Annotated in this window: 29 protein-coding genes and 1 pseudogene; 16 read left to right on the top strand and 14 right to left on the bottom strand. The window is 66.9% G+C overall.

Annotated elements, in window-relative coordinates; all coding sequences use genetic code 11:
- Positions 1 to 13 precede the first annotated feature (13 nt).
- The 3 genes from QFZ83_RS08620 to QFZ83_RS08610 are packed head-to-tail and all read right to left on the bottom strand — an operon-like array spanning position 14 to position 2778.
- Positions 14 to 979: a tripartite tricarboxylate transporter substrate binding protein gene (locus QFZ83_RS08620; RefSeq protein ID WP_307505018.1), complete on the bottom strand. Its 966-nt coding sequence runs from the start codon at positions 977 to 979 to the stop codon at positions 14 to 16.
- 45 nt (positions 980 to 1024) lie between these two features.
- Positions 1025 to 1390, bottom strand: coding sequence for a hypothetical protein (locus QFZ83_RS08615; RefSeq protein WP_307505015.1), 366 nt, complete (start codon positions 1388 to 1390; stop codon positions 1025 to 1027).
- Positions 1387 to 2778 carry an acyclic terpene utilization AtuA family protein gene (locus QFZ83_RS08610; protein ID WP_307505012.1) on the bottom strand — a complete coding sequence of 464 codons (1392 nt, stop codon included), beginning with the start codon at positions 2776 to 2778 and terminating at the stop codon, positions 1387 to 1389. The genes QFZ83_RS08615 and QFZ83_RS08610 overlap by 4 nt, the downstream gene beginning before the upstream one ends.
- An 88-nt stretch (positions 2779 to 2866) precedes the next feature.
- Between QFZ83_RS08610 and QFZ83_RS08605 the strand changes: the two genes are divergently transcribed.
- Both QFZ83_RS08605 and QFZ83_RS08600 read left to right on the top strand, forming a co-directional pair.
- A complete protein-coding gene (locus QFZ83_RS08605) occupies positions 2867 to 3778 on the top strand; it encodes a LysR family transcriptional regulator (protein ID WP_307505009.1) in 912 nt (303 codons plus the stop codon).
- Positions 3779 to 3880: 102 nt separating this feature from the next.
- Positions 3881 to 5026, top strand: a complete 1146-nt coding sequence (locus QFZ83_RS08600) for an SRPBCC family protein (RefSeq protein ID WP_307505006.1) — start codon at positions 3881 to 3883, stop codon at positions 5024 to 5026.
- On the opposite strand, the gene QFZ83_RS08595 is transcribed toward QFZ83_RS08600, so the two are convergent.
- Complete coding sequence (locus tag QFZ83_RS08595) at positions 4996 to 5661, bottom strand: FABP family protein (protein WP_306878521.1); 666 nt, start codon at positions 5659 to 5661, stop codon at positions 4996 to 4998. The two genes, QFZ83_RS08600 and QFZ83_RS08595, sit on opposite strands and share 31 nt — an antisense overlap.
- Before the next feature lie 170 nt (positions 5662 to 5831).
- Here QFZ83_RS08595 and QFZ83_RS08590 point away from each other — a divergent pair, with 170 nt between their 5' ends.
- The 3 genes and pseudogenes from QFZ83_RS08590 (at position 5832) to QFZ83_RS08580 (ending at position 9038) form a co-directional block, all read left to right on the top strand.
- Positions 5832 to 6890, top strand: coding sequence for a LacI family DNA-binding transcriptional regulator (locus tag QFZ83_RS08590; RefSeq protein ID WP_307505003.1), 1059 nt, complete (start codon positions 5832 to 5834; stop codon positions 6888 to 6890).
- A gap of 54 nt (positions 6891 to 6944) precedes the next feature.
- Positions 6945 to 8028 (top strand): annotated as a pseudogene (locus QFZ83_RS08585) (sugar phosphate isomerase/epimerase family protein).
- Between the two features lie 50 nt (positions 8029 to 8078).
- A complete protein-coding gene (locus QFZ83_RS08580; RefSeq protein WP_013542232.1) occupies positions 8079 to 9038 on the top strand; it encodes an ABC transporter substrate-binding protein in 960 nt (319 codons plus the stop codon).
- Between the two features lie 36 nt (positions 9039 to 9074).
- Here QFZ83_RS08580 and QFZ83_RS08575 read toward each other — a convergent pair whose 3' ends face one another.
- Positions 9075 to 9488 (bottom strand): helix-turn-helix domain-containing protein, encoded by a 414-nt coding sequence (locus QFZ83_RS08575; protein WP_307504998.1) that lies wholly within the window; start codon positions 9486 to 9488, stop codon positions 9075 to 9077.
- An 87-nt stretch (positions 9489 to 9575) separates the two neighbouring features.
- On the opposite strand from QFZ83_RS08575, the gene QFZ83_RS08570 reads away from it, so the two are divergent.
- Positions 9576 to 9893 (top strand): multidrug efflux SMR transporter, encoded by a 318-nt coding sequence (locus QFZ83_RS08570; protein ID WP_306878526.1) that lies wholly within the window; start codon positions 9576 to 9578, stop codon positions 9891 to 9893.
- Positions 9894 to 10080: 187 nt separating this feature from the next.
- Positions 10081 to 10470 (top strand): DUF427 domain-containing protein, encoded by a 390-nt coding sequence (locus tag QFZ83_RS08565; RefSeq protein WP_307504996.1) that lies wholly within the window; start codon positions 10081 to 10083, stop codon positions 10468 to 10470.
- Positions 10471 to 10576: 106 nt separating this feature from the next.
- Here the strand turns inward: QFZ83_RS08565 and QFZ83_RS08560 are convergent, their stop codons facing one another.
- The 5 genes from QFZ83_RS08560 to QFZ83_RS08540 all read right to left on the bottom strand — a co-directional run bounded on the left by QFZ83_RS08560 (position 10577) and on the right by QFZ83_RS08540 (position 13697).
- Positions 10577 to 10957, bottom strand: a complete 381-nt coding sequence (locus QFZ83_RS08560) for a helicase SNF2 (protein WP_307504993.1) — start codon at positions 10955 to 10957, stop codon at positions 10577 to 10579.
- Positions 10958 to 11205: 248 nt separating this feature from the next.
- On the bottom strand, positions 11206 to 12006 hold the full coding sequence (locus QFZ83_RS08555) for an APH(3'') family aminoglycoside O-phosphotransferase (protein ID WP_307504989.1): 801 nt from the start codon (positions 12004 to 12006) through the stop codon (positions 11206 to 11208).
- 6 nt (positions 12007 to 12012) lie between these two features.
- Positions 12013 to 12348: an SMR family transporter gene (locus QFZ83_RS08550; RefSeq protein ID WP_042579342.1), complete on the bottom strand. Its 336-nt coding sequence runs from the start codon at positions 12346 to 12348 to the stop codon at positions 12013 to 12015.
- A 75-nt stretch (positions 12349 to 12423) separates the two neighbouring features.
- A complete protein-coding gene (locus QFZ83_RS08545) occupies positions 12424 to 12957 on the bottom strand; it encodes a cupin domain-containing protein (RefSeq protein WP_306878533.1) in 534 nt (177 codons plus the stop codon).
- Positions 12954 to 13697: an NAD(P)-dependent oxidoreductase gene (locus QFZ83_RS08540; RefSeq protein ID WP_307504980.1), complete on the bottom strand. Its 744-nt coding sequence runs from the start codon at positions 13695 to 13697 to the stop codon at positions 12954 to 12956. Before QFZ83_RS08540 ends, QFZ83_RS08545 begins: the two co-directional genes overlap by 4 nt.
- Positions 13698 to 13796: 99 nt before the next feature.
- On the opposite strand from QFZ83_RS08540, the gene QFZ83_RS08535 reads away from it, so the two are divergent.
- From QFZ83_RS08535 to QFZ83_RS08525, 3 genes are all read left to right on the top strand, one after another.
- Positions 13797 to 15239 carry a PLP-dependent aminotransferase family protein gene (locus QFZ83_RS08535; protein ID WP_307504977.1) on the top strand — a complete coding sequence of 481 codons (1443 nt, stop codon included), beginning with the start codon at positions 13797 to 13799 and terminating at the stop codon, positions 15237 to 15239.
- 409 nt (positions 15240 to 15648) lie between these two features.
- The gene (locus QFZ83_RS08530; protein ID WP_013542240.1) at positions 15649 to 15918 is read left to right on the top strand and encodes a hypothetical protein; all 270 of its coding nucleotides are present in this window, start codon (positions 15649 to 15651) and stop codon (positions 15916 to 15918) included.
- A gap of 159 nt (positions 15919 to 16077) precedes the next feature.
- Positions 16078 to 16512, top strand: coding sequence for a VOC family protein (locus tag QFZ83_RS08525; protein WP_307504974.1), 435 nt, complete (start codon positions 16078 to 16080; stop codon positions 16510 to 16512).
- Positions 16513 to 16677: 165 nt separating this feature from the next.
- On the opposite strand, the gene QFZ83_RS08520 is transcribed toward QFZ83_RS08525, so the two are convergent.
- Positions 16678 to 17064 carry a hypothetical protein gene (locus tag QFZ83_RS08520; protein ID WP_307504969.1) on the bottom strand — a complete coding sequence of 129 codons (387 nt, stop codon included), beginning with the start codon at positions 17062 to 17064 and terminating at the stop codon, positions 16678 to 16680.
- Between the two features lie 136 nt (positions 17065 to 17200).
- Here QFZ83_RS08520 and QFZ83_RS08515 point away from each other — a divergent pair, with 136 nt between their 5' ends.
- Positions 17201 to 17434 (top strand): DUF1266 domain-containing protein, encoded by a 234-nt coding sequence (locus tag QFZ83_RS08515; protein WP_307504962.1) that lies wholly within the window; start codon positions 17201 to 17203, stop codon positions 17432 to 17434.
- A gap of 160 nt (positions 17435 to 17594) precedes the next feature.
- Here QFZ83_RS08515 and QFZ83_RS08510 read toward each other — a convergent pair whose 3' ends face one another.
- Positions 17595 to 19559, bottom strand: a complete 1965-nt coding sequence (locus QFZ83_RS08510) for an ankyrin repeat domain-containing protein (RefSeq protein ID WP_307504959.1) — start codon at positions 19557 to 19559, stop codon at positions 17595 to 17597.
- 368 nt (positions 19560 to 19927) lie between these two features.
- On the opposite strand from QFZ83_RS08510, the gene QFZ83_RS08505 reads away from it, so the two are divergent.
- From QFZ83_RS08505 to QFZ83_RS08485, 5 genes are read left to right on the top strand one after another with little or no spacing between them, the layout of a single operon-like run.
- Positions 19928 to 21025, top strand: coding sequence for a GNAT family N-acetyltransferase (locus QFZ83_RS08505; protein ID WP_307504956.1), 1098 nt, complete (start codon positions 19928 to 19930; stop codon positions 21023 to 21025).
- The gene (locus QFZ83_RS08500) at positions 21022 to 21873 is read left to right on the top strand and encodes a PA4780 family RIO1-like protein kinase (RefSeq protein WP_013542244.1); all 852 of its coding nucleotides are present in this window, start codon (positions 21022 to 21024) and stop codon (positions 21871 to 21873) included. The genes QFZ83_RS08505 and QFZ83_RS08500 overlap by 4 nt, the downstream gene beginning before the upstream one ends.
- Before the next feature lie 22 nt (positions 21874 to 21895).
- Positions 21896 to 22834, top strand: coding sequence for an ABC transporter substrate-binding protein (locus QFZ83_RS08495; protein ID WP_307504952.1), 939 nt, complete (start codon positions 21896 to 21898; stop codon positions 22832 to 22834).
- Between the two features lie 23 nt (positions 22835 to 22857).
- Positions 22858 to 23712 (top strand): GNAT family N-acetyltransferase, encoded by an 855-nt coding sequence (locus QFZ83_RS08490; RefSeq protein ID WP_307504949.1) that lies wholly within the window; start codon positions 22858 to 22860, stop codon positions 23710 to 23712.
- Positions 23709 to 24251: an SET domain-containing protein gene (locus QFZ83_RS08485; RefSeq protein ID WP_307504946.1), complete on the top strand. Its 543-nt coding sequence runs from the start codon at positions 23709 to 23711 to the stop codon at positions 24249 to 24251. The genes QFZ83_RS08490 and QFZ83_RS08485 overlap by 4 nt, the downstream gene beginning before the upstream one ends.
- Before the next feature lie 17 nt (positions 24252 to 24268).
- Here QFZ83_RS08485 and QFZ83_RS08480 read toward each other — a convergent pair whose 3' ends face one another.
- Both QFZ83_RS08480 and QFZ83_RS08475 read right to left on the bottom strand, forming a co-directional pair.
- Positions 24269 to 24607 carry a DUF1090 family protein gene (locus QFZ83_RS08480; protein ID WP_307504942.1) on the bottom strand — a complete coding sequence of 113 codons (339 nt, stop codon included), beginning with the start codon at positions 24605 to 24607 and terminating at the stop codon, positions 24269 to 24271.
- 83 nt (positions 24608 to 24690) lie between these two features.
- Entirely contained in the window at positions 24691 to 25203 is a 513-nt protein-coding gene (locus QFZ83_RS08475; RefSeq protein WP_307504939.1) for a VWA domain-containing protein, read from the bottom strand.
- Positions 25204 to 25227: the final 24 nt, after the last annotated feature.

Genomic DNA, 25227 nt, shown 5'->3' with positions numbered 1-25227 from the left:
CACCGCGGGGGCATCACTCGGCTTCGATGCCGGCGGCCTTCACGATGCGGCCCCACTTCTGCGATTCGCCGGCCTGGAACTTGGCCAGTTCCTCGGGCGAGGTGGTGAACACCTCGGTGCCGGTCGGTTCGTAGAAGGCAGTCTTCGCCGACTCGCTCTTCGCGGCCTTCACGAGCAACTCGTTCAAACGCTTGACGACTGCGGGCGGTGTCTTCGCGGGCGCGTACGCTGCGAACCAGTAGCCCATCTCGTAGCCCTTCACGCCGGCCTCGGAAATGGTGGGCACGTCAGGCGCGAGCGGCGAGCGGCTGGCGCTCGACATGCCCAGCGCGCGCAGCTTGCCGCCCTTCACCTGCGGCAGGCCCGTGGCGGTGTCGGTGATCATCATGTGGATCTGCCCGCCGAGCAGGTCGGTCACGGCCAGCGTGTTGCTCTTGTAGGGCACGTGCAGCAGCTTGATGTCGGCCATCTGCTGCAGCAGCTCGCCCGCCATGCGGCTCGATGAACTGCCGCTGCCGAAGCTGTACTTGCCCGGCTCCTTCTTCGCGAGCGCGACGAACTCGGCCACGGTCTTGGCGGGGAAAGACGGGTTCACCACCATGATCTGCCCGCCCTTGCCGAGCGCGGCGATGGGGGCGAAGTCTTTCACGGGGTCGTAGGGCAGCTTCTTGAACAGGTGCTCGTTGGCGGCGTGCGTGGTGTTGGTGGTGATGAGCACGGTGTAGCCATCGGCCGGTGCCTTGGCCACGTTCTGCGAGGCGATGAAGCCGCTCGCGCCGGCCTTGTTGTCGATGATGACGGGCTGCTTGGTCTCGGCCGTGATGCTGTTGCCGAGCGCACGCGCGATCTGGTCGGTGGCGGTCCCGGCCGCGAAGGGCACGACGAAGGTGATGGACTTTTCGGGGAAGGCCTGTGCATGGCTCAGCAGCGGGGTCAGCGCGAGTGCCGTGGTCAATATGGCGAGGGGAAATCGTTTCATTGTTTTGTCTCCGGATGGATGAGTAGGAAAAAAGGAACGCTGCAGCTACGGCCCGGCCAGCAAGGGTTCGAGCGCGCGCGGTATCTGGATCGGCATGTCGAGCAGCAGGAACGAGAGCGCCTTGCCGTGCGCATCAAGGTTCAGCGCATCGTTGACGCCGCCGTCGAGCACCGCATCGAGCACGAAATTCATCGCATGCAGCCTGGGCAGCACGAAGCGCTGCACGTGCGATGGCGCGCGGTGACGGAACTGCGCGGCCACGCGCTCGGGCGTGAGCTGTTCGAGCAGCAGCGGATAGAACTCGGCGCGCCACGCGATCACGCTGATGTTGGAGCGGTCGCCCTTGTCGCCGGTGCGGCCGTGGGCTGCGCGGTAGAGCGGGACTTCGATCATGTTGTCTTGCGTGCTCATGCCAGCGCCTCCGCGTCGAGCAGTTCGAAGCGCACCAGCACCGATTCACGCGGCAACAGGCACGAAAGCGTGTTGAGCCGCGGCGTGAGCGCGGTGCGCACGCCGCCGCCGCCCGCGGGGCCGCAGGTATAGAGCGCCATCACCTCGCGCGCCAGGCGCTCGGCTTGTGCGCGGTCTGCGTGCGCTGCGGCGACACGCAGGCGCATATCACGCAGGCCCGTGTCGGGCGTGTCGGCGAGCGCGCGGCCGGCGTCGTCGCCGAGGATGCTCAGTGCGCCGATCAGGTCGACGCGCACTGCGAGCCCGTCGAGCCGCTTGCGCAGCACGTCCGCCGCGAGCCGGGCGCGGCCTTCGGCGCGCGGGCCGGCATAGGAGATTTCTCCCTCGGCCAGCCAGCCGCCTTCGTGGCAGACGTTGACCTTGTAGTGGCTCGGTCGCGCATGGCCGCGCACGCCGGAGAGTTCGACGCGGTCCTTGCCCGGCAGCGCGCGCACTTCGGCTTCGGCGATGTCGGCGACCACGTCGGGCGTCAGGTAGGCGGCCGGGTCGTGCACCTCGTAGAGCAACTGCTCCTTCACCGTGGCTTCGCTCACGAGGCCGCCTGTGTTGTCGGCCTTGCCGATGGTGCAGTGGCCGTCGGCATCGATCTCTGCAATCGGAAAGCCGACTGCTTCGAGCCCGGGCACGTCTTTGTAGCCCGGGTCGGCGAAGTAGCCGCCGCAGACCTGCGCGCCGCATTCGAGCAGATGGCCCGCCATGGTGGCGCGGCCGAGGCGGTGCCAGTCGTCGGCGCGCCATCCGAAGTGCGACATGGCCGGGCCGACGGTGAGCGACGGGTCGGCCACGCGGCCGCACACGACGATCTGCGCGCCCGCATCGAGCGCGGCGGCGATGGGCTCGGCGCCGATGTACGCGTTGGCGCTGACGACGCGCAAACCCTCGACCTGCGGGCCGAGCGCATCTTTCAGCAGCGCGCGATGTTCGGTGCCGGAAAGGTCATCGCCCTCCACCACCGCGATGCGCGGCGCATCGGCACCCAACTCGCGCGCCATGCGGGCGATGTGCCGCGCCGCGGCACGCGGATTCGCCGCGCCGAAGTTGCTCACGATGCGGATGCCGTGCGCGAGGCAACGCGCGAGCACCGGCCGCAGCATCGCATCGAGCAGCGGCTCGTAGCCGGCCTCCGGGTTGTCGCGGCGACGAAGCTGCGCGAGTGCCAGCGTGCGCTCCGCCAGCGTCTCGAAGATCAGAAAGGCCCGCTGCCCGGCGGGGCCATCGGCAAGCCGCGCGATCAGCGTATCGACCACCGGCCCGGCCGCATCGGTGCGGTCGCCGGAGAAACCAGCCGCGCAGCCGATCAGCAAAGGGGGCAGTGATTGGGCATTCATCGAGGTGCAATGTAGGCAAAGGGTTGCAATCCGTAAAATCGAAAATCCGGATCAATTGATCTGCATTTCAAATAAGAAGGCCCGAGACATGAGAAAGACGCCCGACCTCTCCACGCGGCAACTGCGCGCCTTTCTCGCGCTGGCTGAGCACCGCAACTTCACGCGCGCGGCGCAGACCAGCCACCTGTCGCAGCCTGCGTTCAGCGCGCTCATCCGCACGCTCGAAGACGCCATCGGCACGCGCCTCTTCGACCGCGACACGCGCAGCGTGCAGCTCACGCCCGAAGGCCGGCTCTTCGAGAGCGCGGCGCGCCGCCTGCTCGACGACATGGGCAGCGCGATGGGCGACCTGGCCGACCACGTCGAGCGCCGCAAGGGCCGCGTGCGCATCGCAGCCCTGCCCTCGCTCGCGGCGGGTTGGCTGCCCACGGTGTTCGCGGAGTTCATGCAGGCCTGGCCCGGTATCCGCATCGACCTGGACGATGCGCTGTCCGATGCCTGCGTCGCGCTGGTGCGCAGCGGCCAGGCCGACTTCGCGCTCGCGGCTTCGAGTGCGGCGGCCGACAGCGACCTGCTTGCGCGCAAGCTCTGCACCGATCGCTTTCACCTCGTGTGCCGCGCCGACCATCCGCTCGCGCACGAAGCACGCCTCACGGTCAAGAAGATCGCGCCATGGCCCTTCATCCAGATGGCGCGCAACAGCAGCGTGCGGCAGGCGCTCGATGCGGCGCTGCACCCACTGCGGCTGAACGCGGTGTTCGAGGTGGAGCACCTGGCCACGGTGATGGGGCTGGTGGAGGCCGGGCTGGGCATCAGCGTGGTGCCGGCGCTCACGCTCTTTCACTTCTGGCGCGAGACGCTGGTGACGCAGCCACTGCCGCTGCCTGCGCTCACGCGCACGCTGTATCTGGTGCAGCGGCGTGAAGGCAGCTTGTCGGTGGCGGCGCAGACGTTGCACGACCTGGTGGTGGCGCGGCTCGGGTCGCTGCGGCTGGACTGAGTCTGCCTATGTGGCAATGGGGTAACTTGACCAGTTGATACAAGCGGTCAAGCGGTCCGTTCGACACAATGGGCGCAGCCCACCTGCACGGAGACAAGCCACATGCAGCAAGAAGAACAGATCGCACTGATCCGCCGCGCGCTCGCGCTCATCGAAACCGGCGGCAGCGAGCGCGGCGAACCGGCTGTGAGTCCTGTGTCGCGCTACCTCGACGCGGCACGCCACGCGCTCGAAGTGGAGCGCATCTTTCGCCGCTACCCGCTGGCGCTCTGCCCTTCGGCATCGCTCGCCAACGCAGGCGATTCGTTCGCCATCGACGTCGCGGGCCTGCCGCTCCTGCTTGTGCGCACACAGGACGGCCGGCTCAACGGATTCATCAACGCCTGCCGGCACCGCGGCGCACGGCTCAAGCCGGCGGGCCTGTCGAACCAGCGCGCGCTCGTGTGCCCGTACCACAGCTGGACCTACGGGCTCGACGGCACGTTGCGCGGCCGCCCCTCGGGCGAAGACTTTCCGCATGCGCCCGCTTCGGACTGCAGCCTCGCGCGCGTGCCGGTGGCGGAGGCGCTGGGCTTCGTGTGGGTAGTTCCTAGCGCGGTGGCCGAGGGGGAAAGCGCCGCGCTCGACATCGATGCCTGGCTCGGCCGCTTCAGCGCCGATCTGCGCTCTTGGGGCTACGACCGCTGGGTGCCGTTTCACCAGCACGCCTTCGACAACGCGGCGAACTGGAAGATTCCGTTCGAGGCGAACCTGGAGACCTATCACTTCCAGTACGCGCACCGCAACAGCATTGCGGCGCTGTTCTATGACAACCTGCTGATGGCCGACCACGACCGGCAGCATCACCGCCTGTTCCTGCCCAAGCGCAGCATCGAAGGCTTGCGCGACTTGCCTTCGAGCGAGTGGCAGGTCGGCCCGCACTCGAACATCATTTACTTCTTCTTCCCGGCCACCTTCATCCTGCACGAGGGCGACCACGCCAACGCCTTCACCGTGCTGCCCGAGGCGCCCGGCCGCTCGCGCGTGATCGCGAGCACGCTGATTCCCGAGCTGCCGAAGAGCGAGAAAGCCACGAACTACTGGCGCAAGAACGTCGCATCGTTCTGGGGCGCACTGGACGAAGACTTCGCGCTCGGCGTGTCGGCGCAGTCAACGCTGGCGAGCGGCGCGCAGGCCTCGCTCTACTTCGGCGCCACCGAGTGGTGCTCGGCGAAGTTTCACGCGGACGTGGAAGCGGCGACCAGCTGAGCCAGCGCGGCGCGCGCGGTCGGGTTCGGCGTGGGCTCGGCGATCTTGTGCAGCGTGTTGCGGTCGGTGTGGCGAAAGGGCTCGGGCTTGCCGCGCACGTCGAGCAGCGTGACTTGCTCATACGACCAGCTCGCGTTGTCGTGGATCGTCACGGAGATGTCGTAGCGCAGCGTCTTGAACGCATGCTCCAGGAACGGGTTCGACAGGATGCCGTTGGTCGCTGCGCCGCGCACCGCTTCGAGCTTGAACGACTTCGCATCGGGGGCCGCGTGCCCCATGGCCATGACGGCCTGCCCGCGCGGAATCGTCAGCGTCTGGATCACCGTGCCGGTGGCGGCCTCCCAGAGCCAGTAGCCGACCTGGTCGTGAAAGCTCTCGACCTCGTCGGGCTTGACGATGCGCACGTGGTAACGCAGCCCGTAGAAGATCTGCGGCCCGTTGGTCTGCGCGTCGATGGGCTGGAACTCGGCGTGCTCGACATAGGCCTCCGTTTCGGGGCCGTCTTCCTTCGGTGCCACGTCGTGGCCCGTGGCGCTGGTCCAGATGCCGGCGAGGCCGGTGAGCGGGCCCAAGTTCGAGAGCGTGTGCGGATCGGGTTCGGGTTCTGTGTAGATGTCGTGGGGATAATCGGCCATGTTTTTTCCTGGTTCTGGGTGTGACGGGCGGAAGTATCGCCAAAAGAGGGCGTCCGGCTGCCGAATCTTCCAGCGCTCCCCTCGCCAGGAAGCACGACATACCCGGCCTAAACCGCCTTCCCGGGTTTCCCCCCACATCAAAATGAGGTACGCACCTCAAAATCCGCCCCATGCCCTCCAGCACCCAGCGACTTCCCCTGCAAACCGGACGGGCCACACTCAGCGACGTGGCGCGCGAAGCCGACGTGAGCCTGGCCACCGTGGACCGGGTGCTCAACAAACGCACCGGCGTGCACGCGCGCTCGATCGCGCAGGTGCAACAGGCCGTCGAGCGGCTGAACTACCGCCCTGACCCGGCGGCCGCACGCCTCGCACGGCCGCATCCGCACCGCGTGAGCTTCCTCCTGCCCTCGGGCAACAACACATTCATCGAGATGCTGCGCGAGCAGATCACCGGCAGCAGCGGCTGGATGGAAGACCACCGCGTGAGCGCGCAGACGCACCAGGTCGACGTGTTCGAACCGCAGCGCCTCGCGCGCCGCATCCTCGCGCTGCGCAGCCAGTGCGACACGGCCGTCGTGATGGCGCTCGACCATCCGCTGGTGCAGGCGGCCATCGACAAGCTGGTGGCGCAAGGCATCGCCGTGATCACGCTGGTGTCGGACGTGCCGAAGTCGCAGCGCCAGCACTTCGTGGGCATCGACAACGTGGCCGCCGGCCGCACCGCGGGCACGCTGGTCGGCCGCTTCTCGGGCGTTGCCAAGGGTGAGGTCGGCGTGATCGTGGGCAGCCTCTCGCTGCGCGACCATGCCGAGCGCAGCCTGGGCTTCAGCCAGGTGATGGCGGCGGAGTACCCGGGGTTGCGCGTGCTGCCGCCGATAGAAGGCAAGGACGACCCGAAGCTCGCGCGGCAACTCTCGGCGCGCCTCTTGGCCGCGCACCCGAAGCTGGTGGCGCTCTACAGCGTGGGCGCGGGCAATCCGGGCATCTCGGCCACGCTCAAGGCGAGCGGGCGCGCGGGAAAGATCGTTTTCGTCGGCCACGAACTCACACCCGCCGCGCGCGCCGATCTGCTCGACGGCACGATGGCCGCGGTCATCAACCAGGACGCGGGGCACGAGATCCGCTCGGCCCTTCGGCTTGCGATTTCTCGCCTCACGCGCGAGCCGGTGCATGCGGACCAGGAGCGAATCCGCATCGACATCTACCTCAAGGACAACCTGCCGTGAACGCGGCGGCGCTGCCCTCCTCCGACTGACCCAACTTTTTGCAGGAGCGTCGACATGGCCACCAACATCAAGGGCCCAGGCATCTATCTCGCGCAGTTCGCCAGCGACAGCGCACCGTTCGATTCGTGGGCATCGATCACGCGCTGGGCCGGCGGGCTCGGCTTCAAGGGCGTGCAGATTCCCTCGTGGGACGCGCGCATCTTTGACCTGAAGAAGGCGGCTGAATCCAAGACCTACTGCGACGAAGTGGCCGGCGTGGCGCGTGAGAACGGCGTAGAGATCACCGAGCTCGGCACGCACCTGCAGGGCCAGCTCGTGGCGGTGCACCCCGCGTATGACGAAGCCTTCGATGGCTTCGCGCCCGAGGCGTACCGGCGCAACCCCGTGGCGCGGCAGGCGTGGGCGGTGGAGCAGATGCTGTTCTCGGCCAAGGCCTCGCGCAACCTGGGCCTCAAGAGCAACGTGAGCTTTCCGGGGGCACTGGCGTGGCCTTACCTCTATCCGTGGCCGCCGCGCCCCGCCGGATTGATCGAGGCCGCGTTCGACGAACTCGCCAAGCGCTGGCACCCGATCTTCGATGCCTTCGAGGACGCTGACTGCAACGTCTGCTTCGAGCTGCATCCGGGCGAAGACCTGTTCGATGGCGTGACCTTCGAGATGTTGCTGGAGCGCGTGAAGAACCATCCGCGCTGCTGCATCAACTACGACCCGTCGCACTTCCTGCTGCAGCAACTGGACTACCTGGAGTTCATCGACATCTACCACTCGCGCATCAAGGCGCTGCACATCAAGGATGCGGAGTTCCGCCCCACGGGCCGCCAGGGCGTGTACTCGGGATTCCAGCCGTGGGTGAACCGCGCGGGGCGCGTTCCGGTCGCTGGGCGACGGGCAGATCGACTTCGGCGCCATCTTCTCGAAGATGGCGCAATACAACTACGACAGCTGGGCCGTGCTCGAGTGGGAGTGCTGCCTCAAGCACCCCGAGGACGGCGCGGCCGAGGGCGCGGAATTCATTCGCCGCCACATCATCCGCACGACCGAGAAAGCCTTCGACGACTTCGCGGGCGCCGAGACCGATACCCAGCAGCTTCGCCGGATGCTGGGTCTGGAGACGACGACGACACCGGCGAAGAAGTAGTCAGCAACCCAACGAGCTAGCTTTATCTACAACGAAGGAGACAAGAGACCATGACGAACAGAAGAATCTTTTCGGGCATCGCACTGGCCGTGTGCGCCCTTGCCAGCATGCCCGCGCTGGCCCAGAACAAGGCGATGGTGATGGGCGTCTCGGTGCCCGCCGCCACGCACGGCTGGACCGGCGGCGTCGTGTACTGGGCCAACCGCACCAAGGCCGAACTGGAGAAGCAGTACCCGGGCATCAAGGTCTTCGTGAAGACCGCGGGCTCGGCCACCGAACAGGCCAACCAGGTGCAGGACCTGCAGACGGTCAACAAGATCGACACGCTGGTCATCCTGCCCTTCGAATCGGCGCCGCTCACCAAGCCGGTCGCGCAGGTCAAGTCCAAGGGCGTGTTCGTGACGGTGGTCGACCGGGGCCTGACCGACCCCAACGCGCAGAGCGCCTACGTGGCCGGCGACAACCCGGGCTTCGGCAAGGTGGCGGGCGAGTACATGGCCAAGACGATGGGCGGCAAGGGCAACGTGGTCATCCTGCGCGGCATTCCGACCGTCATCGACAACCAGCGCGTGGACGCCTTCAACGAAGTGATGAAGGCCAACCCCGGCATCAAGGTGCTCGATGCCAAGCACGGCAACTGGAACCGCGACGACGCGTTCAAGGTCATGCAGGACTACCTCACGCGCTTCAAGCAGATCGATGCCGTGTGGGCCTCCGACGACGACATGGCCGTGGGCGTGCAGAAGGCCATCGAGCAGGCCAAGCGCGACGACGTGAAGCTGGTGGTGGGCGGCGCCGGCGCCAAGGGCTACATCAAGAAGGTGATGGACGGCGACAAGATCGTCTCGGCCGACGTGACCTACGCGCCGAGCATGATCGCCGACGCGATGAACCTCACGGCGAAGTCACGCGTGGAAGGCGGTGCGATGCCGGCGACGACGATCATTCCGTCGGTGCTGGTGACCAAGGAGAACGCGGCGAAGTACTACTTCCCCGACTCGCCGTTCTGAGCCCGGGCCGCATCGCAACGCAACGCATCACTTCACCTAGAACCGGGCGCGCGCCTCCTGCTGCGCCCGGTCGATCGCCGCGTGGTTCGAGTCGGCCCAGCGGTCCACGGCCAGCAGCGTCTTGCTGAGCGACAGGCCGAGCGCGCTGAGCCGGTACTCCACATGCGGCGGCACCGTCTGCCGGTCGTCGCGCAGCACCAATCCATTGAGCTCCAGGTCGCGCAGGGTCTGCGTGAGCATCTTCTGCGAGATGCCGCCGACCTGGCGCAGCAGTTCGTTGTTGCGCAGCGGCTTGCCGCGCAGCAGCGGAATGACGAGCAGCGCCCACTTGTTCGCGATGAGTTCGAGCACGCGGCGCGAGGGGCAGCCGGCGTTCCACACGTCGCCCGCAGCGTCGGCCTCATCTGCCACAGGCGCGAGCGTTTTCGACGACGGCTTTTCAATTCCCATGGTTACCAGAAGGTACGTACTTGTTGCGAAGAGAGGTGGCGGGAAGTATCGGGTTTCGCTCTTTCCCCGCACGACAAGGAGTCTTTCATGGGATGGATTTTTCTACTGGCCGCCGGCCTCGTCGAGATCGCGATGGCCGCGGCGCTCAAGCAATCGGAGGACTGGACGCGGCTCGTGCCGTCGGTGCTCGGCGTGCTCACCGCGCTCATCAGCATCTTTCTCTTGGCCAAGGCGCTGCGCTACCTGCCGCTCGGCCCGGCCTACGCGATCTGGACCGGCATCGGCTCGGTCGGTGTGGTGCTGATGGGCGTGCTGTGGTTCGGCGAGGCGCTCTCGGCGGCGCGGCTGGGCTGCATCGTGCTCGTCATTGCGGGCTCGGTGGGCCTGCGGCTCACCGAAGCCTGACGCGGAAAGCGCCACCGCGGCAGCAAATTTGGAACTTCGGTATTCGTTATCAACGAGAGTGGATGGCCTTTAACCACTCCGGCACTGGGCCGATTCGCAGGGGGCTTCAAACCGTCACGACATGGGAGCAAGATGCCCGTCCGCCGATTTCTTGCCGTCACCCCGACCTGACCGAAGGAGCCTGCTCATGCTCGCCACTGCAGAACGAACCATCAAGATTCCCGGCCCCGACCATGCCATCAACATCGCGCGCAATCCGCACCGCGTGGTGGTGTCGGTCGACGGTTGCGTCGTCGCCGATACGCGCGAGGCGCTCACGCTGCGCGAATCGCACTTCGGAACGGTGCACTACATCCCGCGCAAGGACGTGAAGATGTCGCTGCTGGAGCGCACGCAGCACGCCACCTACTGCCCCTACAAGGGCGAGGCCAACTACTACAGCATTCCCGCGGGCGGCGAGCGCTCGGTGAATGCGGTGTGGACCTACGAAGCGCCCTACGATTCGGTCTCGCAGATCAAGGACCACGTGGCCTTCTATCCGGACCGCGTGGGGCCGATCGAAGAACGCATCGTCTAGCCTCAACTCCCCTGAGTCGACAAACAAAAAGCCGGGCCCCGCTTTCGCAGGGCCCGGCTTTTGTACGTTCGCTCGCCGATGACGGCGAGGAAGGCGAGTGCTGTGGTTACAGCGGCAGTGCGTCGCCGCGAGCAGCGGCGCGGGCTGCGGCACGCACCGTGGCGCGGTCCACACCGCTGGCCAGCACCGGAGCGACACGCGACGAGGCGCCTTCGGCATACGGGTTCTCGCTGCGTGCAGCAACAGCGGCTTCGGCACGGACGGCGGCGCGGCTGGTCGAGGAGACGAACACTTGTGCAGGGCCTGCATTGGCGCCGGTGGCGTACGGGTTCGCGCTGCGAGCGGCAATCACGGCCTGGCCAGCGACGTCGGCGCGGCTGACGGTGGAGTTCACTTGGTGCACGCCTTCGTAGGTTTCAGCGTGGGCGGCGCCGGCGACGGCCATCAGGGCAACAGCAACGGCGGAGAGGAGCTTGGAGGCATTCATTTCGATTTCCTTCAGTTCAGTTCAAGTTCAAGTTCTTGCTTGGTTGATTTCGAACCGGTCTTGGGTGGGTCACCGTCCCTCCGGGGGCGGCCACCTCGCTCGGGGCCCTGTTCACTCGGATCAATCAACTGTGTGGCTGGTCCGTGAGATGAATTGTGCGCCGCCATCTAAGTAAAAACCCTCGGCAAAAGGAACCGCGGTGTTCACAACTGGGAAACAATCGTGGCCTGCACGGCCGCCATCCCGCTTCATCCCCAGGTCAGCGGGTCCAGGTGCAGATAGAAGGCGAGGCGCTCGTCGTCGGGGGTGGAAATGCGATGCGCCTCGAAGAGCGACTGGCGCGCCGCGAGCGGTTGCGCCGCATCCGTCCAGGTCTCGCGCGCGTTGGCGAGCAGCAGTGAAAAGTCGACGTACCGGTCCGCCGTTCCGAGCCGTCCCAGGTCGATGAAGCCGGTGCAGCGCAGCGTTTCGGCATCGACCATGAAGTTCGGCAGGCACGCATCGCCATGGCAGACCACGAGGTCGCGCGTCTCTTGCGCGAGCCGTTCGGACAGTTGCGCACGCAGGCGATCCAGCAGCACCGGCGGCGGAATGGACTGGTGCTCAGGGTCGAGGAAATCCGGGTTCACCGCGTTCCGCGTGACGACATCCGCGGCGCGGTCGAACATCGTCGAAAGGCTGCGCGCGAACGGGCAATCGGCCACCGGAATTTCGTGCAGCGCCCTCACCCGCTCGGCGATGGATGGCCACGCCTTCAGCAAGCCCGACGCGGAAAGATCGCTGGCCGGCACACCCGCTACGGCGCGCGTCACGAGGCATGCGCCGTCGCTCGACGCATGCCAGTCCAGCACGGCCGCCGACCCGAGCGCGAACGGCGCGAGCCACTCGGTGCGACGGCGCTCTTCATCGAGTTGCACCGCGCCCTCGCCGAGTGAAACCTTCGCGAACGCAGCGCCATCGCTGCGCCGGTACACGGCATCGCCGGATTCGCCTTCGCTCGCGCGAATCCACGTCTTGCCGAGCGGGAGTTTGGGCAACAGGTTCGCCATGTCCACTCAGTGCCCCACCGATTTCGAGAACACATTGACCACCACCACGCCCGCGATGATCAGCCCCAGCCCGGCAATCGCGGGACCGTCCAGCGACTGCCCGAACCACAGCCAGCTCACCACTGAGATGAGCACGATGCCCACGCCCGACCAGATCGCATACGCGATGCCGGTAGGCAGCACGCGCAGCGCGAGCGAGAGAAAGTAGAACGACACCGCATAGCCCACCACCGTGGCCACGCTGGGCCACAGCCGGGTGAAGCTGTCGGATGCTTTGAGGAAGCTGGTCGCCAGCACTTCGACGACGATGGCGACCGCGAGATAGACGTAGGTAAGAGCCATCGAGGGACTCTAACGCCGGCGGTTCGAGGCAGCGGGGTTCACCCCTTTGCCCGGCCGCGGTTCTGCCGTGCCCGCTCAAGGCGGCAGCAACAGCGGCCCGCAGTTCTCGTCCGCCACGAACACCGCCACCAGCTTCGCGGGCTTCACCGGATCGGGGTTCTCCGCGAAGACATGCAGCGTGCCCGGCGGCTCGAAGAAGGTCTCGCCGGTCTTGTACGTGCCGACCGGCCCGCCGCCAAGCTGCGAGCGGATCGTGCCGCCCAGGATGATCGCCGTCACCGAGCCCGGATGCCGATGCGCCGGCGAAAAAGCGAGCGGCGGAAAGTCGACGATGACCGTGGTCACCGACTTGCCCGGCACATGCGGCAGCGCTTCGCACGAGATCACCTTGGTCGAAGTCGCGGGCCGTGCCGCCTCGCCCGAACCCACGGGTGCCGGGGCGGACGAGAACATCGGCCGGCTCACCGCACTGCACACGTCGTCCAGCCATTGCACGGCGTCCTGCTTGCTGCCGTGCGGCATCAATGCCCAGCCCGCTGCCAGCATCACGGAGAGCGCGGCAACGCCGGCCCCGACCTCGCTGCGATGAAGAGGTCGCGCCGCCTTCATGCCGCCAGCTCCTTGGGCAGCCGCAGCGATGCATACCAGCCCAACTCGCGCTTTGCCTTCTCGCTGCTGACCTCGGCGTTGTCCTCGGCGATGTTGAAGACGCCGCCCTGCGCATGCCGCAGCGCCATCACCGCCGCCCAGGCCGCGGCCTCCACGTGGACCGGGCTCGCGCCCTTGGGCACGGCCGTCGACGTGCCCGGCCCGTAGATCTGCCCGTAGCGCAGCACCGTGGCCTTGATGCCGACGGCCCCCAGCACGCTGCGCTCCAGCGCCGCCACCCCGCCCACGCTCACGCGGCGGGTGCCATCGGCCTCGAGGTCGAGCGGATCGTCTTCGACGTGCGGCCTCTGCCCCGGCGCATAAGCCCAGGCGATGCTCTGCGCGACCAGCCGGTGGCTGCCCGCCGCCAGCGCCGCGGCCACGAGGTTGCGCGTGCCTTCGGTGCGCACGCGGGCGTTGCGATGCGCCGCTTCGGTCATCAGCTTCGGATCGAGATCGGCCGGCAGATCGGTGAGTTGATGAACCACGATCTCGGGCCTCACGCGAAGCAACGCTGCGCGAAGCGCCTCGGCATCGAACACATCGACGACGACCGGCGTCACGCCCCGGGCTTCGAGCACTTCTGCGCGGTCGGCGCGGCGGGTGCTGCCGTACACGTCGTAGCCGGCCTCGGTCAACAGCGGAACCAGCGCGGTGCCGATGGCACCGGCCGCGCCCGCCACGAATATCTTCTCGCGCATCGCATGTCCTTTTCTTGCTGGAAGTTCTGGTCGATGGCTCGATCCTAGGTTTTCGATGTCCCATCAAAAAGAGGCAAGATTCGTCAGAATGACAAGGCCATGATTCAAGACAAAACCGCTTCCACCGCCCTTCTGGAGATCGACCGCAGCACGCCGACGCCGCTGTACCGGCAGATCTACGCGCGCTTCAGAACCGCCATCGAGCAGGGCGTGCTCCATCCGGGCGACCGCGTGGCATCGGCGCGCGACCTGGCGAGCGAGTTGGGCGTTTCGCGCGGCACCATCGAGACGGCCTACAACCTGCTCATGGGCGAAGGCTATTTCTCCTCGCAAGGGCAAGCGGGCACGGTGGTCTCTCCTTCGCTGCCTTCGCAACGCCCGGCACGGCGCGAACGTCGGCGGAGCGAAGCCCCCACCGATGGCGAAGTGCTCGCCGATGCCGCGCCTCCACCGCCGCTGCAACTGGGCATTCCGGCGCTCGATGCTTTTCCGCGCAAGCTCTGGGCGCGCCTCACCGCCCGACGCGCGAGGGCAGCGACCGCGGCCGACATGTTCTACGGCAACCCCTCGGGCTATGCACCGCTGCGCGCGGCCATCGCGGCTTACCTGCTGGTGTCGCGCGGCGTGTCGTGCAAGCCTTCGCAGGTCTTCGTGACCGGCGGGTATCGCGCGTCACTCTCGCTCATCGCGCACACGTTGCTCAGCAAGGGCGACGCGGTGTGGGTCGAAGACCCGGGCTATCCGCCCACGCAGGAAGTGCTGCGCAGCAAGGGCCTGCGCGCAGTGCCCGTGCTGGTGGACGACGAAGGCATGGTCGTCGCGCGCGGCGTGCGCAAGGCGGCCGCCGCGCGAATGGCCATCGTCACGCCGTCGCACCAGGCGCCGCTCGGCGTTTCGATGTCGCTCGCGCGCCGGCTGCAGTTGCTCGAATGGGCCTCGCGAAGCAAAGCCTGGATCATCGAAGACGACTACGACGGCGAATACCGCTACGCCGGCCCGCCGCTGCCCGCGCTCAAGAGCCTCGATGGCCACGACCGCGTGCTGTATGCGGGGAGCTTCTCGAAGGTGCTGTATCCGGGCTTGGCATTGGGCTATGTGGCGGCGCCCGAATCGCTCTCTGCCGCGTTCGCCGAAGCCGCGCGGACCGGCTCCAACGGCAGCCCGCAGATCACGCAGGCCGTCGTCGCGGACTTCATGCGCGGCGGTTTTTTCCCGCGTCACCTGAAGAAGATGCGGCTTCTCTACGCGCGGCGGCGCGGCATGCTCGTGGCCGCATTGCTGAAGGCTTTTGGTGACGACGTACGCATCGACTTGAAGAGCGGCGGCATGCACCTCATCGCGCGCTTCGACAAGCACCGCGAACGCGATACCGAACTGGCCCGCCGCGCGCAACTCGCGGGCCTCAACTGCCAGCCGCTCTCGACGCGAGGCACGGCGAGCTTTCGCGACGAAGGGCTGCTGATGGGCTTCACCAACATTGGCTCGGCTGCAGAGGCGAAGCAGCTTGCGACGAAGCTGCGCGCTGCGCTGGCCTCACGCTGAAATACGGGGCGATGCGAGCCTCGGTCCACGCGTTGTAGATCGTGAATTTCGCCGCTCAAAGATTGCGCAATTGACACCCGAAGAGCGCCCGTTCGGCGTTCGCCTACGCCACGCATCCGAAGCTGCATTTGTTGGCGCGAATCAAGACTTCGTGATGCGCGCAAAGGCCACATCGCACGCGCTCTTCTCTAAAGTGAATGCCCCTGCCACTCAGGACCCCACCAAGGGAACAAGGAAGGTGCCACACCCAGCGACCCGCATGAATGGATGAATCGCTTCGCCTCGCGGCGAGTTGTCGATGCGAAAGCAGCGACGCGAATGCGAGGTATCAAAGGCGACGGCCGAGGTGTTGTAGCACCCCGGCCGTCTAACCAAAGACGTGCTCAATCTTTCGAAGGAACGCACACCAATGGCTACCAAGACTATAGCCCGGCCCCGCACGCCGGTATCCCCCAAAGAGAACGCCCAGGACGCGGCGGACCTCCTAGAAAACGCCCTCACCCAACTCGAATCCCTGCTGTGGATCTGCTACGGAGAAGACATCGACTGGCACACCGGCGAAGGGCCTCGGCATCTGGACAACGTGCTCTGGCTCGCAGCCGATATGGCGCGGAAGGCCGGGGAGTTGTTTCAGGTGAGCGAGGCCGAACGGCGGAAGCCGCCCGCAACCGAGAGCTGACGATTGGCTGTGTGTGCCGAGGGCTGCGATGGATCGCGGCCTGTCCATCGAACGAGAGCAGTTCCCGGGCAGAACGTTCGTCGGTAAAGTCGCCTGCACGGCCCGACATGGACGCCGCCTCTCCCAAACAAACGACACCACTCAAAGGAGACCCAAGACATGGCAATCAAGCGAATGGACAACGTGCTGATCGTTGTCGACGACCTCGAGGCAGTGAAGGCGTTCTTCATCGAACTGGGCCTCGAACTCGAAGGCCAGACCACAGTCGAAGGGCCTTCCGTCGGGCAGCTCATCGGGCTTGGAGATGTCCGGTCCACCATCGCGATGCTGCGCACTCCCGATGGGCAGGGCATCGAACTGGACAAGTTCCACACGCCGGAGGCCGTGAGGTTCGGGCCTGTGAATACGCCGGTGAACGCCCTGGGCATTCGCCGCGTCATGTTTGCCGTCGAGGGCATCGACGACGTCGTTGCGCGCATGCAGGCACATGGCGCGGAAATCATTGGCCAGATGCAGTACGGGGAGTCGTATCGGCTTGCTTATATCCGCGGGCCCGAGGGCATCATCGTCGCGCTTGCAGAGCAACTGGGCTGAGGGCGGCGCAGCGCGCGCTTGAGCCAAGAAACTTCCGCCCGTGCGCTTCGTTGGGCGGCACGGTCACGTTGCCCATGTCGACCGTCGCGCCCGTTCCGTCGCGCAGTCCCACGGCCACCGAGCGCTGCGCGTTCACGCGGATCACCTCGCAGTCCGCTTGCGAGCTCACTCTCCGTTCACTAGAGACACGCCGTCTACCGGCTTGAGCATCCATGCGGCAACGTCTGCGCCCAAGCCGCGAATCACTGCGTCCATTGCGCTGCATTCGGTGGTCTCCGCCGTGATATCGGCGTCTTGGGTGTGCATCTGGCGCATGCCTTTGAATTGCGTAGCTGGCAGTCCCGGTCGTTCGAGCATGGCGTGGATGACCACGATCGTGGGACCGCCGGCGCTGACGGTCACGATGTCCATGATTTCGATCTTCAGCACAGGGACGGCTTCCCCTGCGGGACCCGACACGGGGCGCACAACCTCATATCGCGCCTTCAACTGATCTTGTACCGCCTGGCGCAACGGGTCCGGCACGCCGCACGCGTCTTCGGATTCGGACATCTGGCGGCCCTGGTAATGCCCATACACGACTGGCGGCAGCACCACCGTGTAGACAGCAGGCGCTGGGGGCACTCGCTCAGGCGGCTGGGCATCGGGTGAATCGCAAGCAACCAGCGCTGAGCTCACCGCCAGCGCAATGCACGTCTTGCGCACGGATTTTTACATTGAGCAGGCTGAATTCAACCGAGTTCTTGCGTATGCAAACAAAGAATTGCTTTCCAATTTTTCCTCCTGGCCACAATTTGCAAAAAGCTACATCATTGGCCGAGCGAGCTGGGCGGGTCAGACCATGATGCTCGGCGGAATTATCGGTATTGCCGAAGACCTCATGACGGATGCAAAGAGTCCCTGGGTGCTGTCTCCCCTGTGAGGAATTGGGGCGGGGTGGCGGTTATTGCGAATTTTCAGCGCTGCAATTGCAGAAAAAATTCAATTCATGACTTTTAGCGCCCCGCCCAATCAAGGTCTTGTTCTCGCGGGGAAGCTTTAAAGGCGAGAAGTTGGTTCGCCGGTCATGCCGGCCTGGCGAGTCATCCCGCTCCGCCATCCATCACCGCACCGCGATCCTTGATCCGCGTGACCTGCGACAGCACCGCATCCTCAGCCGTCATGTCCGGCCGCTGCCCCTTGTAGACCGGCTGCTCGAACTTGCCGCCCGCATAGCGGTACAGATAGCGCACCTCGACCAGCGTGCCCGCAGCCGGCAGCGTTTCGTTGGGCGGCACGGTCACGTTGCCCATGTCGACCATCGCGCCGGTCTCGTCGCGCAGCCCTACCGCCACCGAGCGCTGCGCGTTCACGCGAATCACCTCGCAGGTCGCGCTCTGGTTGAACTTGAACTTCAGGCTCGTGGTGCTGCGCCCCGCTGCAAACGGCGCGGCGAGCGCCTTGAGCACATAGCCTTCGCCGTGCGCGGCCAGCAATTGCGCAGCGCGGCGGCGCTTGCCTTCGGCGGTGGTTTCGAGATCGAGCACCACCATCCACGGCAGGCGTCCGGCTGCCTTCTGCAGATGGCCGAAGCGTTCGATAAAAGGTGCCCCGCGCAGGTCCTGGCCATCGAGCTCCAGCAGGTCGAACGCCTTGAAGGCATCGCCCACATGCTCGCCCGCAATGACGGTGCGGCCCGTCGATGCGGCATCGGCTACACCGGTCCAGGCCTGCGGAATGTCCACGAAGAGCCCGCGGCGGTTGGTGCCGCGCACCGTCTCGCCCTCGATCAGCAGGATGCGGTTTTCGCCATCGGCTTTTTCCTGCAGGCCCCAGCCCGCGTCGTCGAAGTAGCGCGCCACCTGCTCCTCGAGGATCAGCGTGGGCAACTGCGGCAGCTCGCCGCTGATGCGGCCGGCCAGGTCGGTCGAGGTGTAGAGCGCGCCCGACTGGTCCGGCGTGTAGCCCTTGGAAGTTTTCTCCTTCACGACCTTTTCGTAGACCTTCAGCGCGGCCTCGAAGGCGACCGGGCTGCTGGTCTTGGTGCCGGTAGCGAGCGTGCCGCCGCGGCGGCCGTTGCCGTAGTCGACCACCCAACCGTCGTCCTTCGGGCGCAGGTGGACCTGGTAGACCTTGTCGGAGCCTTGGCCGGTGAAATAGAGAAAGCTCGACTGGGCGCCTTGCTCGCCCGACGATTTTTCAGCGAGCGCAGCAGATGGTTCCGGCTTGGCCGGGGGTTCCGCTGCCTGCGAGCTCGCCTGCCTCAAATCGACCTCCGGCCGCATCGCCGCCGCCCCATTCCACCGCACCTCGAACCCCGCCTTGCGAAAGTGTTCGACGATGAGTTCGCCGACGCGCTGCATGTCCGCATCGGCGCCCTTCGGCGCGCCCCAGAACGCAAGCGACAGCTGGCTGGTGCTCTTCGCGCGATTCAAGTCCTGCCGTGTGTAGAAGCAGAAGCCATGCACGCCGGCCGCCTTGCCGCCGCGCTCGCGAAATGCCTCGGAGCAATCGGAGAAACCGTCGGACTGCGTCTGCCCCGCGTCCTGCAGCGTGACGAGCCCGGCCTTCGCCAGCGCATCGAACACCTCGTCGATCTTTGCCTTCGCGGCGCGCCATTGCGCGGCCGTCATCTTCACGGGATCGGGTTCGGGCGGCGGCGGTTCGGGAATCGGCTTGCCCGTGACGCGTGCGAGGAGCTCGACCACCTCTTCCATCATCGCGTTCACCGTGACGTGGTTGCCGTGGCTGTCGCTCACGTCGGCGTTGGCGCCGGCGTCCAGCAGCAACTCCACCGCATCGGTCGTCGGCGCGAATTCGGCTGCGAGGTAGAGCGCGGTGCGGCCATCGGTGCCGATGTATTCCAGCGGGCTTCCGGCTTCGAGCAGCAATCGCAACACGGCGAGATTCGGCTCGACCTCGGTCTGGTTCGACCCCATCGCGGCGCACTGCAGCGCGGTGAAGCCCTGCTTGTTCACCGCGGCCATGTCGGCCCCGGCTTCGATGCATGCACGCACGGTTTGCACATCGGCTTCGCGCGCGGCCTCGAAAATCTTCTTCGGATCCATGGCACTCCCTGTGTGTTGGTTTTTTGATTCTGCCGCAGGCACACGGCACGACATCGCGCCACATGGCACTTCACAGGCCGCGCGAACCTCGCTACATTCGACCCCTCGATTCACAACACAGACCGGAGGTGCGCGATGGAAGACACTGCTATTCATGCCCCCACCCCTCTACGGTTTGTTGTCGGGTCGATCATCAAGAACTGCTGCTGAAGCGCCTCCTGCGCAGCCTGTGCCCCTGAAGGCATAGCCAGCAGCCGGTTCGATCCTCGCGGCGTTCTGCCGCGACAAACCGCCCGATTCAAACGCCGCCGCTGGCACGCCTGTCGTGCCGCGCGCGATCCGTTCATTTTTTCGAATCAAGGCCAACCATGCTTGAAACACGTGCCGCCGATGCGCGGCAGTTTTCGATTTCCGTTTTCGATCCGCAGCGGGCGTCCGCCGAAGAATGGGCGCAGGCCCTCGCTTACTGGCGGCTGCGCTCCGAGGAAGACTATCCGGGCGAACCGCAGCCCGACGATGCCCACACCGCGCAGAACGTACGCCAGTACACGCCGCTGCATGTGGTGAGTCGCATCTTTGCGCGGGATGCGCACGGCAACCTGCTCGGCAACATCAACTTGGGCCTGCGCCGCGAAGCCACATCCGACTACGAGGCCCATGCACCGTTCGTCAATGCCTGGGGTGGAGTGCGGCAGTTCAGCCGGCGCCAAGGTATCGCCAGCCTCTTGTTACGCGAACTGCTGGCGTTGATGGATACGCAGGGCAAAACCACGGCAACTTTCAATGCTCACCTCCCCGAGAGCCACGCATTCCTTGCCGCCATCGGTGCGAGCGAAAAGCACCGCAGCATGGAGAACCGCATGGCCTTCGCCGGCCTCGACGACGGCGCGCTTGCCCGCTGGCGCGCCGAAGCCCTCGCGCCCGCGCACGGTCTGCGCCTGGAGATCCACGCAGGCCGCGTGCCCTTCGAGCGCCTCGCCACGCTGATGGCGCCGCTCTCGGCATTGCTCGAAGACGCACCCACCACCGGTCTCTCCCGCCCGCCCATGCGCTACGAGCTCGAAGACTTCCGCGCCTGGTATGCCGAAATCGATCGCCGCGGCGGCGAGCACTTTCTCGTGCTGCTGCTCGATGGCGGCGAGGTGGCCGCGGTGTGCGATGCAAGCTGGAACCAGCTCTACCCCGACCGCATGTTCCAGCGGCTCACGGGCGTGGCCCGCAACTGGCGCGGCAAGGGCCTGGCCAAGGGCGTGAAGGCGTTGATGCTGCAACTGGTGCGCGAGCGCCACCCCGAGGTGGTGATGGCCGTCACGCAGAACGCGGAGGTCAACGCACCGATGCTCGCCATCAACCGGCAGCTCGGCTTCGTCCCGCACAGGCATGATGGGGCCTACCAGATCGGCACGGAAAGCCTGAGAGCCTTCCTCTCGGCCCGTTCGCCGGCTTCGCGGGAGGCGCGCACTTGAAAACACCACAAAGACTGCAGACCCTCGTGGACGAGGGCCTGATCGACACCGTCGTACGCCAGCTCATGAGCGGCAAGGAAGCCATGGTCTACGTCGTGCGCTGCGGCGAGGAAACGCGCTGCGCCAAGGTCTACAAGGAGGCCGACAAGCGCAGCTTCCGCCAGGCCGTCGACTACACCGAGAACCGCCGCGTGAAGAACACGCGCGAGGCCCGCGCCATGGCCAAGGGCACGAAGTTCGGCCGGCAGGTGACCGAAGCCATCTGGCAGAGCGCCGAGGTCGATGCGCTCTACCGCCTGGCCGCCGCTGGCGTGCGGGTGCCGACACCGCACAACTTCCTCGAAGGCGTGCTGCTGATGGACCTGGTGACCGACGCCAACGGCGACGCCGCCCCGCGCCTGAACGACGTGGCCTTCTCGCCCGAAGACGCCCTGTTGCACCACGCGAGCCTTTTGCGCGAAGTGATGCGCATGCTGTGCGCGGGCGTGGTGCACGGTGACCTCTCGGAGTTCAACGTGCTGCTGGCCGAAGACGGCCCGGTGATCATCGACCTGCCGCAGGCGGTGGACGCAGCCGGCAACAACCACGCCAAGCGCATGCTGCTGCGCGACGTGGAGAACCTGCGCAACTTCTTCGGCCAGTACGCGCCCGCGCTGCTGAAGACGCACTACGGCGACGAGATCTGGCAGCTCTACGAGCGCGGCCTGCTGCGGCCCGAGACGGAGCTTTCAGGCACCTTCGTGCGCGAGACTGGCCCGGTCGACCTGAGCAACGTGCTGCGCGAGGTGGACGACGCGCGCGCGGAAGAGGCGGCGCGGCTCCTGCGCATGCAGACGCCGCGACAATAGCGGGCTGCTCACGCCCGCCTCGATGACCTCCAACGCCCTGCTCCAGCGCCAGCCGCTTTTCTTCAACGCCACCACCGCCGTCCGCCAGATCGCCAGGGCCGCGGCCTTCGTGGCGCTCGGCGTCGGCTCGGCGGCGCATGCGGCCGGCATCCGCCTGGAGGACGACCGCGGCACCACGCTCGAACTGCAGGCGCCGGCCAGGCGCATCGTGTCGCTGATGCCCTCGCTCACCGAGACGGTCTGCGCGCTCGATGCGTGCGACCGGCTGGTCGGTGTCGACCGCCACGCCAACTGGCCCGTGTCGGTGAAGAAGCTGCCGCAGGTCGGCGGCATGGACGACGCGAATATCGAGCGCATCGTCGCGCTCAAACCCGACCTCGTGCTGGTGCGTCCGCGCAGCCGCGTCGCCGAGCCGCTGGAGCGCCTTGGCATCAAGGTGCTGGCGCTGGATGCCAAGACCCACGCCGACATGCGGCGGGTGATGGAAACCGTGGCGCGCGCCACCGGCAAGCCCGGCGCGGGCGAGGCGGTCTGGCGCACGCTCGATGCGCGGCTCAACGCCGCGCGGGCCCGCGTGCCGCTCGGCTGGCAGGGTCGGCGCGTCTATTTCGAGGTGCACGGCGGCATGGCGGCGGCGAGCGAAAGCTCGTTCATCGGCGAGACGCTCGCGCGCCTGGGCCTCGCCAACGCGGTGCCGGGCACGCTCGGCCCGTTCCCCAAGATGAGCCCCGAATTCGTGGTGCGCGCCGACCCCGACGTGCTGATGGTCTCGGCGCTCGGCGAGATTTCCTCGATGGCTTCGCGGCCCGGCTGGTCGGCCATGAGCGCCATCCAGCGCGGGCGCGTCTGCAGCTTCGCATCGGCGCGCTTCGACCTGATGATGCGGCCCGGCCCGCGGCTGGACGAAGCGGCCGACGCCATCGTGAACTGCCTCGCCTCGCTGGGCAATCCGCCGCGCTGAGCGCTTCGACCGCCGCACGATTCATGACCACGACAACCACGCCATCCGCCTCGGACTTCACGCACAGCGAACTCACGGCGCTCTGGAACCGGGCCTACGAGGGCTACTTCGTGCCCGTCCACTTCGACGAGCCGCTTTTCGCGCGGCACCTGCGGCGCGCGGTGGTCGACCTGACGCTGTCCCGCGTCATCACGGCCGACGGCACCGCCTGCGGCATCTCGCTCGCCGGCCGGCGCGGACTGCGCGGCTACCTTGCGGGCTTCGGCATTGCAGGCACGCACCGTCGCCGCGGACTGGCGCGGCAGCTCATCGACGCGCAGGCCGAGGCCTGGTCGAAGGCGGGGCTGCAGCGCGTCTTTCTCGAAGTCATCGCGCAGAACCCGGCGCGTACGCTGTACGGCCAGGCGGGCTTCGATGAACTCAGAACGCTCGACGTGCTGGAAGGAAGCTTCGAGGCGCAGAGCACCGTCACAGCGAAGACGCTCGACCATGCCGACCTCGCGGCCGTGCACACGGCTTGCGCAGCGGTCTCCCGCCCCACATGGCGCCGTGAACTGCCGACCGTGCTGGACGCCATCGACAACGAGGCGGCCATCGCACTTGGCGTGACGCGCGGCGCAGCGGTCGTCGCCTACGCCGTCATGCCGCCCACCGGCAACACGCTGCCCGACGCCGCGGCCATCGACGAAGCCGCGGCCCACGGCTTGCTCGACGCGCTCGCGGCCGCCCGCCCCGGCACGCGCTGGCGGCTGGTCGACGAGCCCACCGGCAGCCCGCTCTTCCATGCAGCCACTGCGCGCGGCGCAACGGCTGTCATCCGCCAGATCGAAATGGCGTTGACCATTCACCGACCCGTCAACGCCCGGCCCCTCTCATGAAATCCCGTCAAAAGCAGCCCACCTCTTCCACCCCGTTCATCCGCGTCGGCCCGAGCGGCATCCACGGCCTGGGCGCCTTTGCGACCCGCGACCTGCCGGCGGAGGCGTTTCTCGGCCTCTACGAAGGCCGCCGCTACACGAAAGAGGAAATCGCCGCCAGGGCTTGGGACGACCAGCTCACCTACCTGTTCACGCTGTCGAACAACGAGACCATCGACGGCGCCAAGGGCGGCAACGGCACCCGGCACCTGAACCACGCCTGCGAACCGAATTGCGAAGCCGTCGAGGAGTACGACGAAGCCGGCGAGATGGTGCTGAAGTTCCAGACACTCGTGCCGGTGAGCGCGGGCGACGAGTTGTTCATCGACTACTCGCTGACGGCCGACGACGGCTCGCCGCCATCGAAGTACCCCTGCCATTGCGGCTCACCGAACTGCCGCGGGACGATGCTGGCACCCGTGGACGACACAGGGGAAAAAGACGTCGCGACCGACGCAGCGCCCGCCAAGCCCTCGCCATTCAGCGACCTGCCGTGGTGAGCTGACAGAAGTCGCCCTCAGTGCGACTCGGCCTTCAGGCTGCGCAGTTGTTCCTCGGCCCGCTCCAGCTCCGCGCGGAGCGTGCGGATTTCCTGCTCCAGTTTTTCGATGCGCGCCGCGCGGCCCTGCGCGGGCGCGAGCGCCACGCAGCGCGTCTGGAGTGCGGCCAATTCGTCGCCGAGTTCGCGCCGGCGCAGCATCTGGCCGCGGGAGCGGGCGAGCGCCATGTCGCGCTCGAGCACCGCTTCCTGCGCCTTGCAATCGGCCGCATCCAGCGGCTCGGGCGGCGTCGTCTGTGCGAAGGCGGGCATGGCCAGGGCCCATGCAAGGGCGAGGAAGCAGGGTTTGAAGCGCATGCCGCGAAGGTACCCGAAACACCTCGTGTCGGGGGCGCCCGGCCCTATGCCATGCGGGCAAAGGCGCGGCGAACACCCGCGGTTCACCCAGAACGCCCTGGGGCAGGAAGGTAGCGCGCCTGCCAACGCGCCGCGAGTTGCTGCGCGCGGTGCAGCGGCACGCGCGCCGCTTCGAAGTCGACCACGCAGGCAAAGTCGGCCGCTTCGGGACGCATCGGGCTCTCGCTGCTGCGGCCATCGGTGAGCAGCCACAGCCAGCGCTGGCGCGCCGCGCTGTGTGCGAGCAACTGGTCGGCGCGCTGCACGCCGAGCGCGAGCGGCGTGCCACCGCCGGCGGCGATGGGCGCGACCCAGTCGTCGTTCCAGGCGCTGGCGCGGCGCGGCGGCAGGCGCAGCTCGACCACCTCGCCGGCAAAGCACAGCAGCGCCACATGGTCGCGCCGCTGGTAGGCCTCTTCCATCAGCGACAGCAGCAGGCCCTTGGCGCGCGCGAGGTTGCCGTCGTTGCGCATCGAGGCGGAGCAGTCGAGCAAAAAGCAATGCAGCGCGCCGCTGCGAGCCTGCAGCGGGCGGCGGCGCAGGTGTTCCGCGCGCAACGTGCCGGCGCCTCGATTCGCCAG

Source organism: Variovorax sp. W1I1, from assembly GCF_030815625.1.
Taxonomy (GTDB): Bacteria; Pseudomonadota; Gammaproteobacteria; order Burkholderiales; family Burkholderiaceae_C; genus Variovorax; species Variovorax paradoxus_C.
This window is presented reverse-complemented; position numbering and strand designations above follow the sequence as displayed.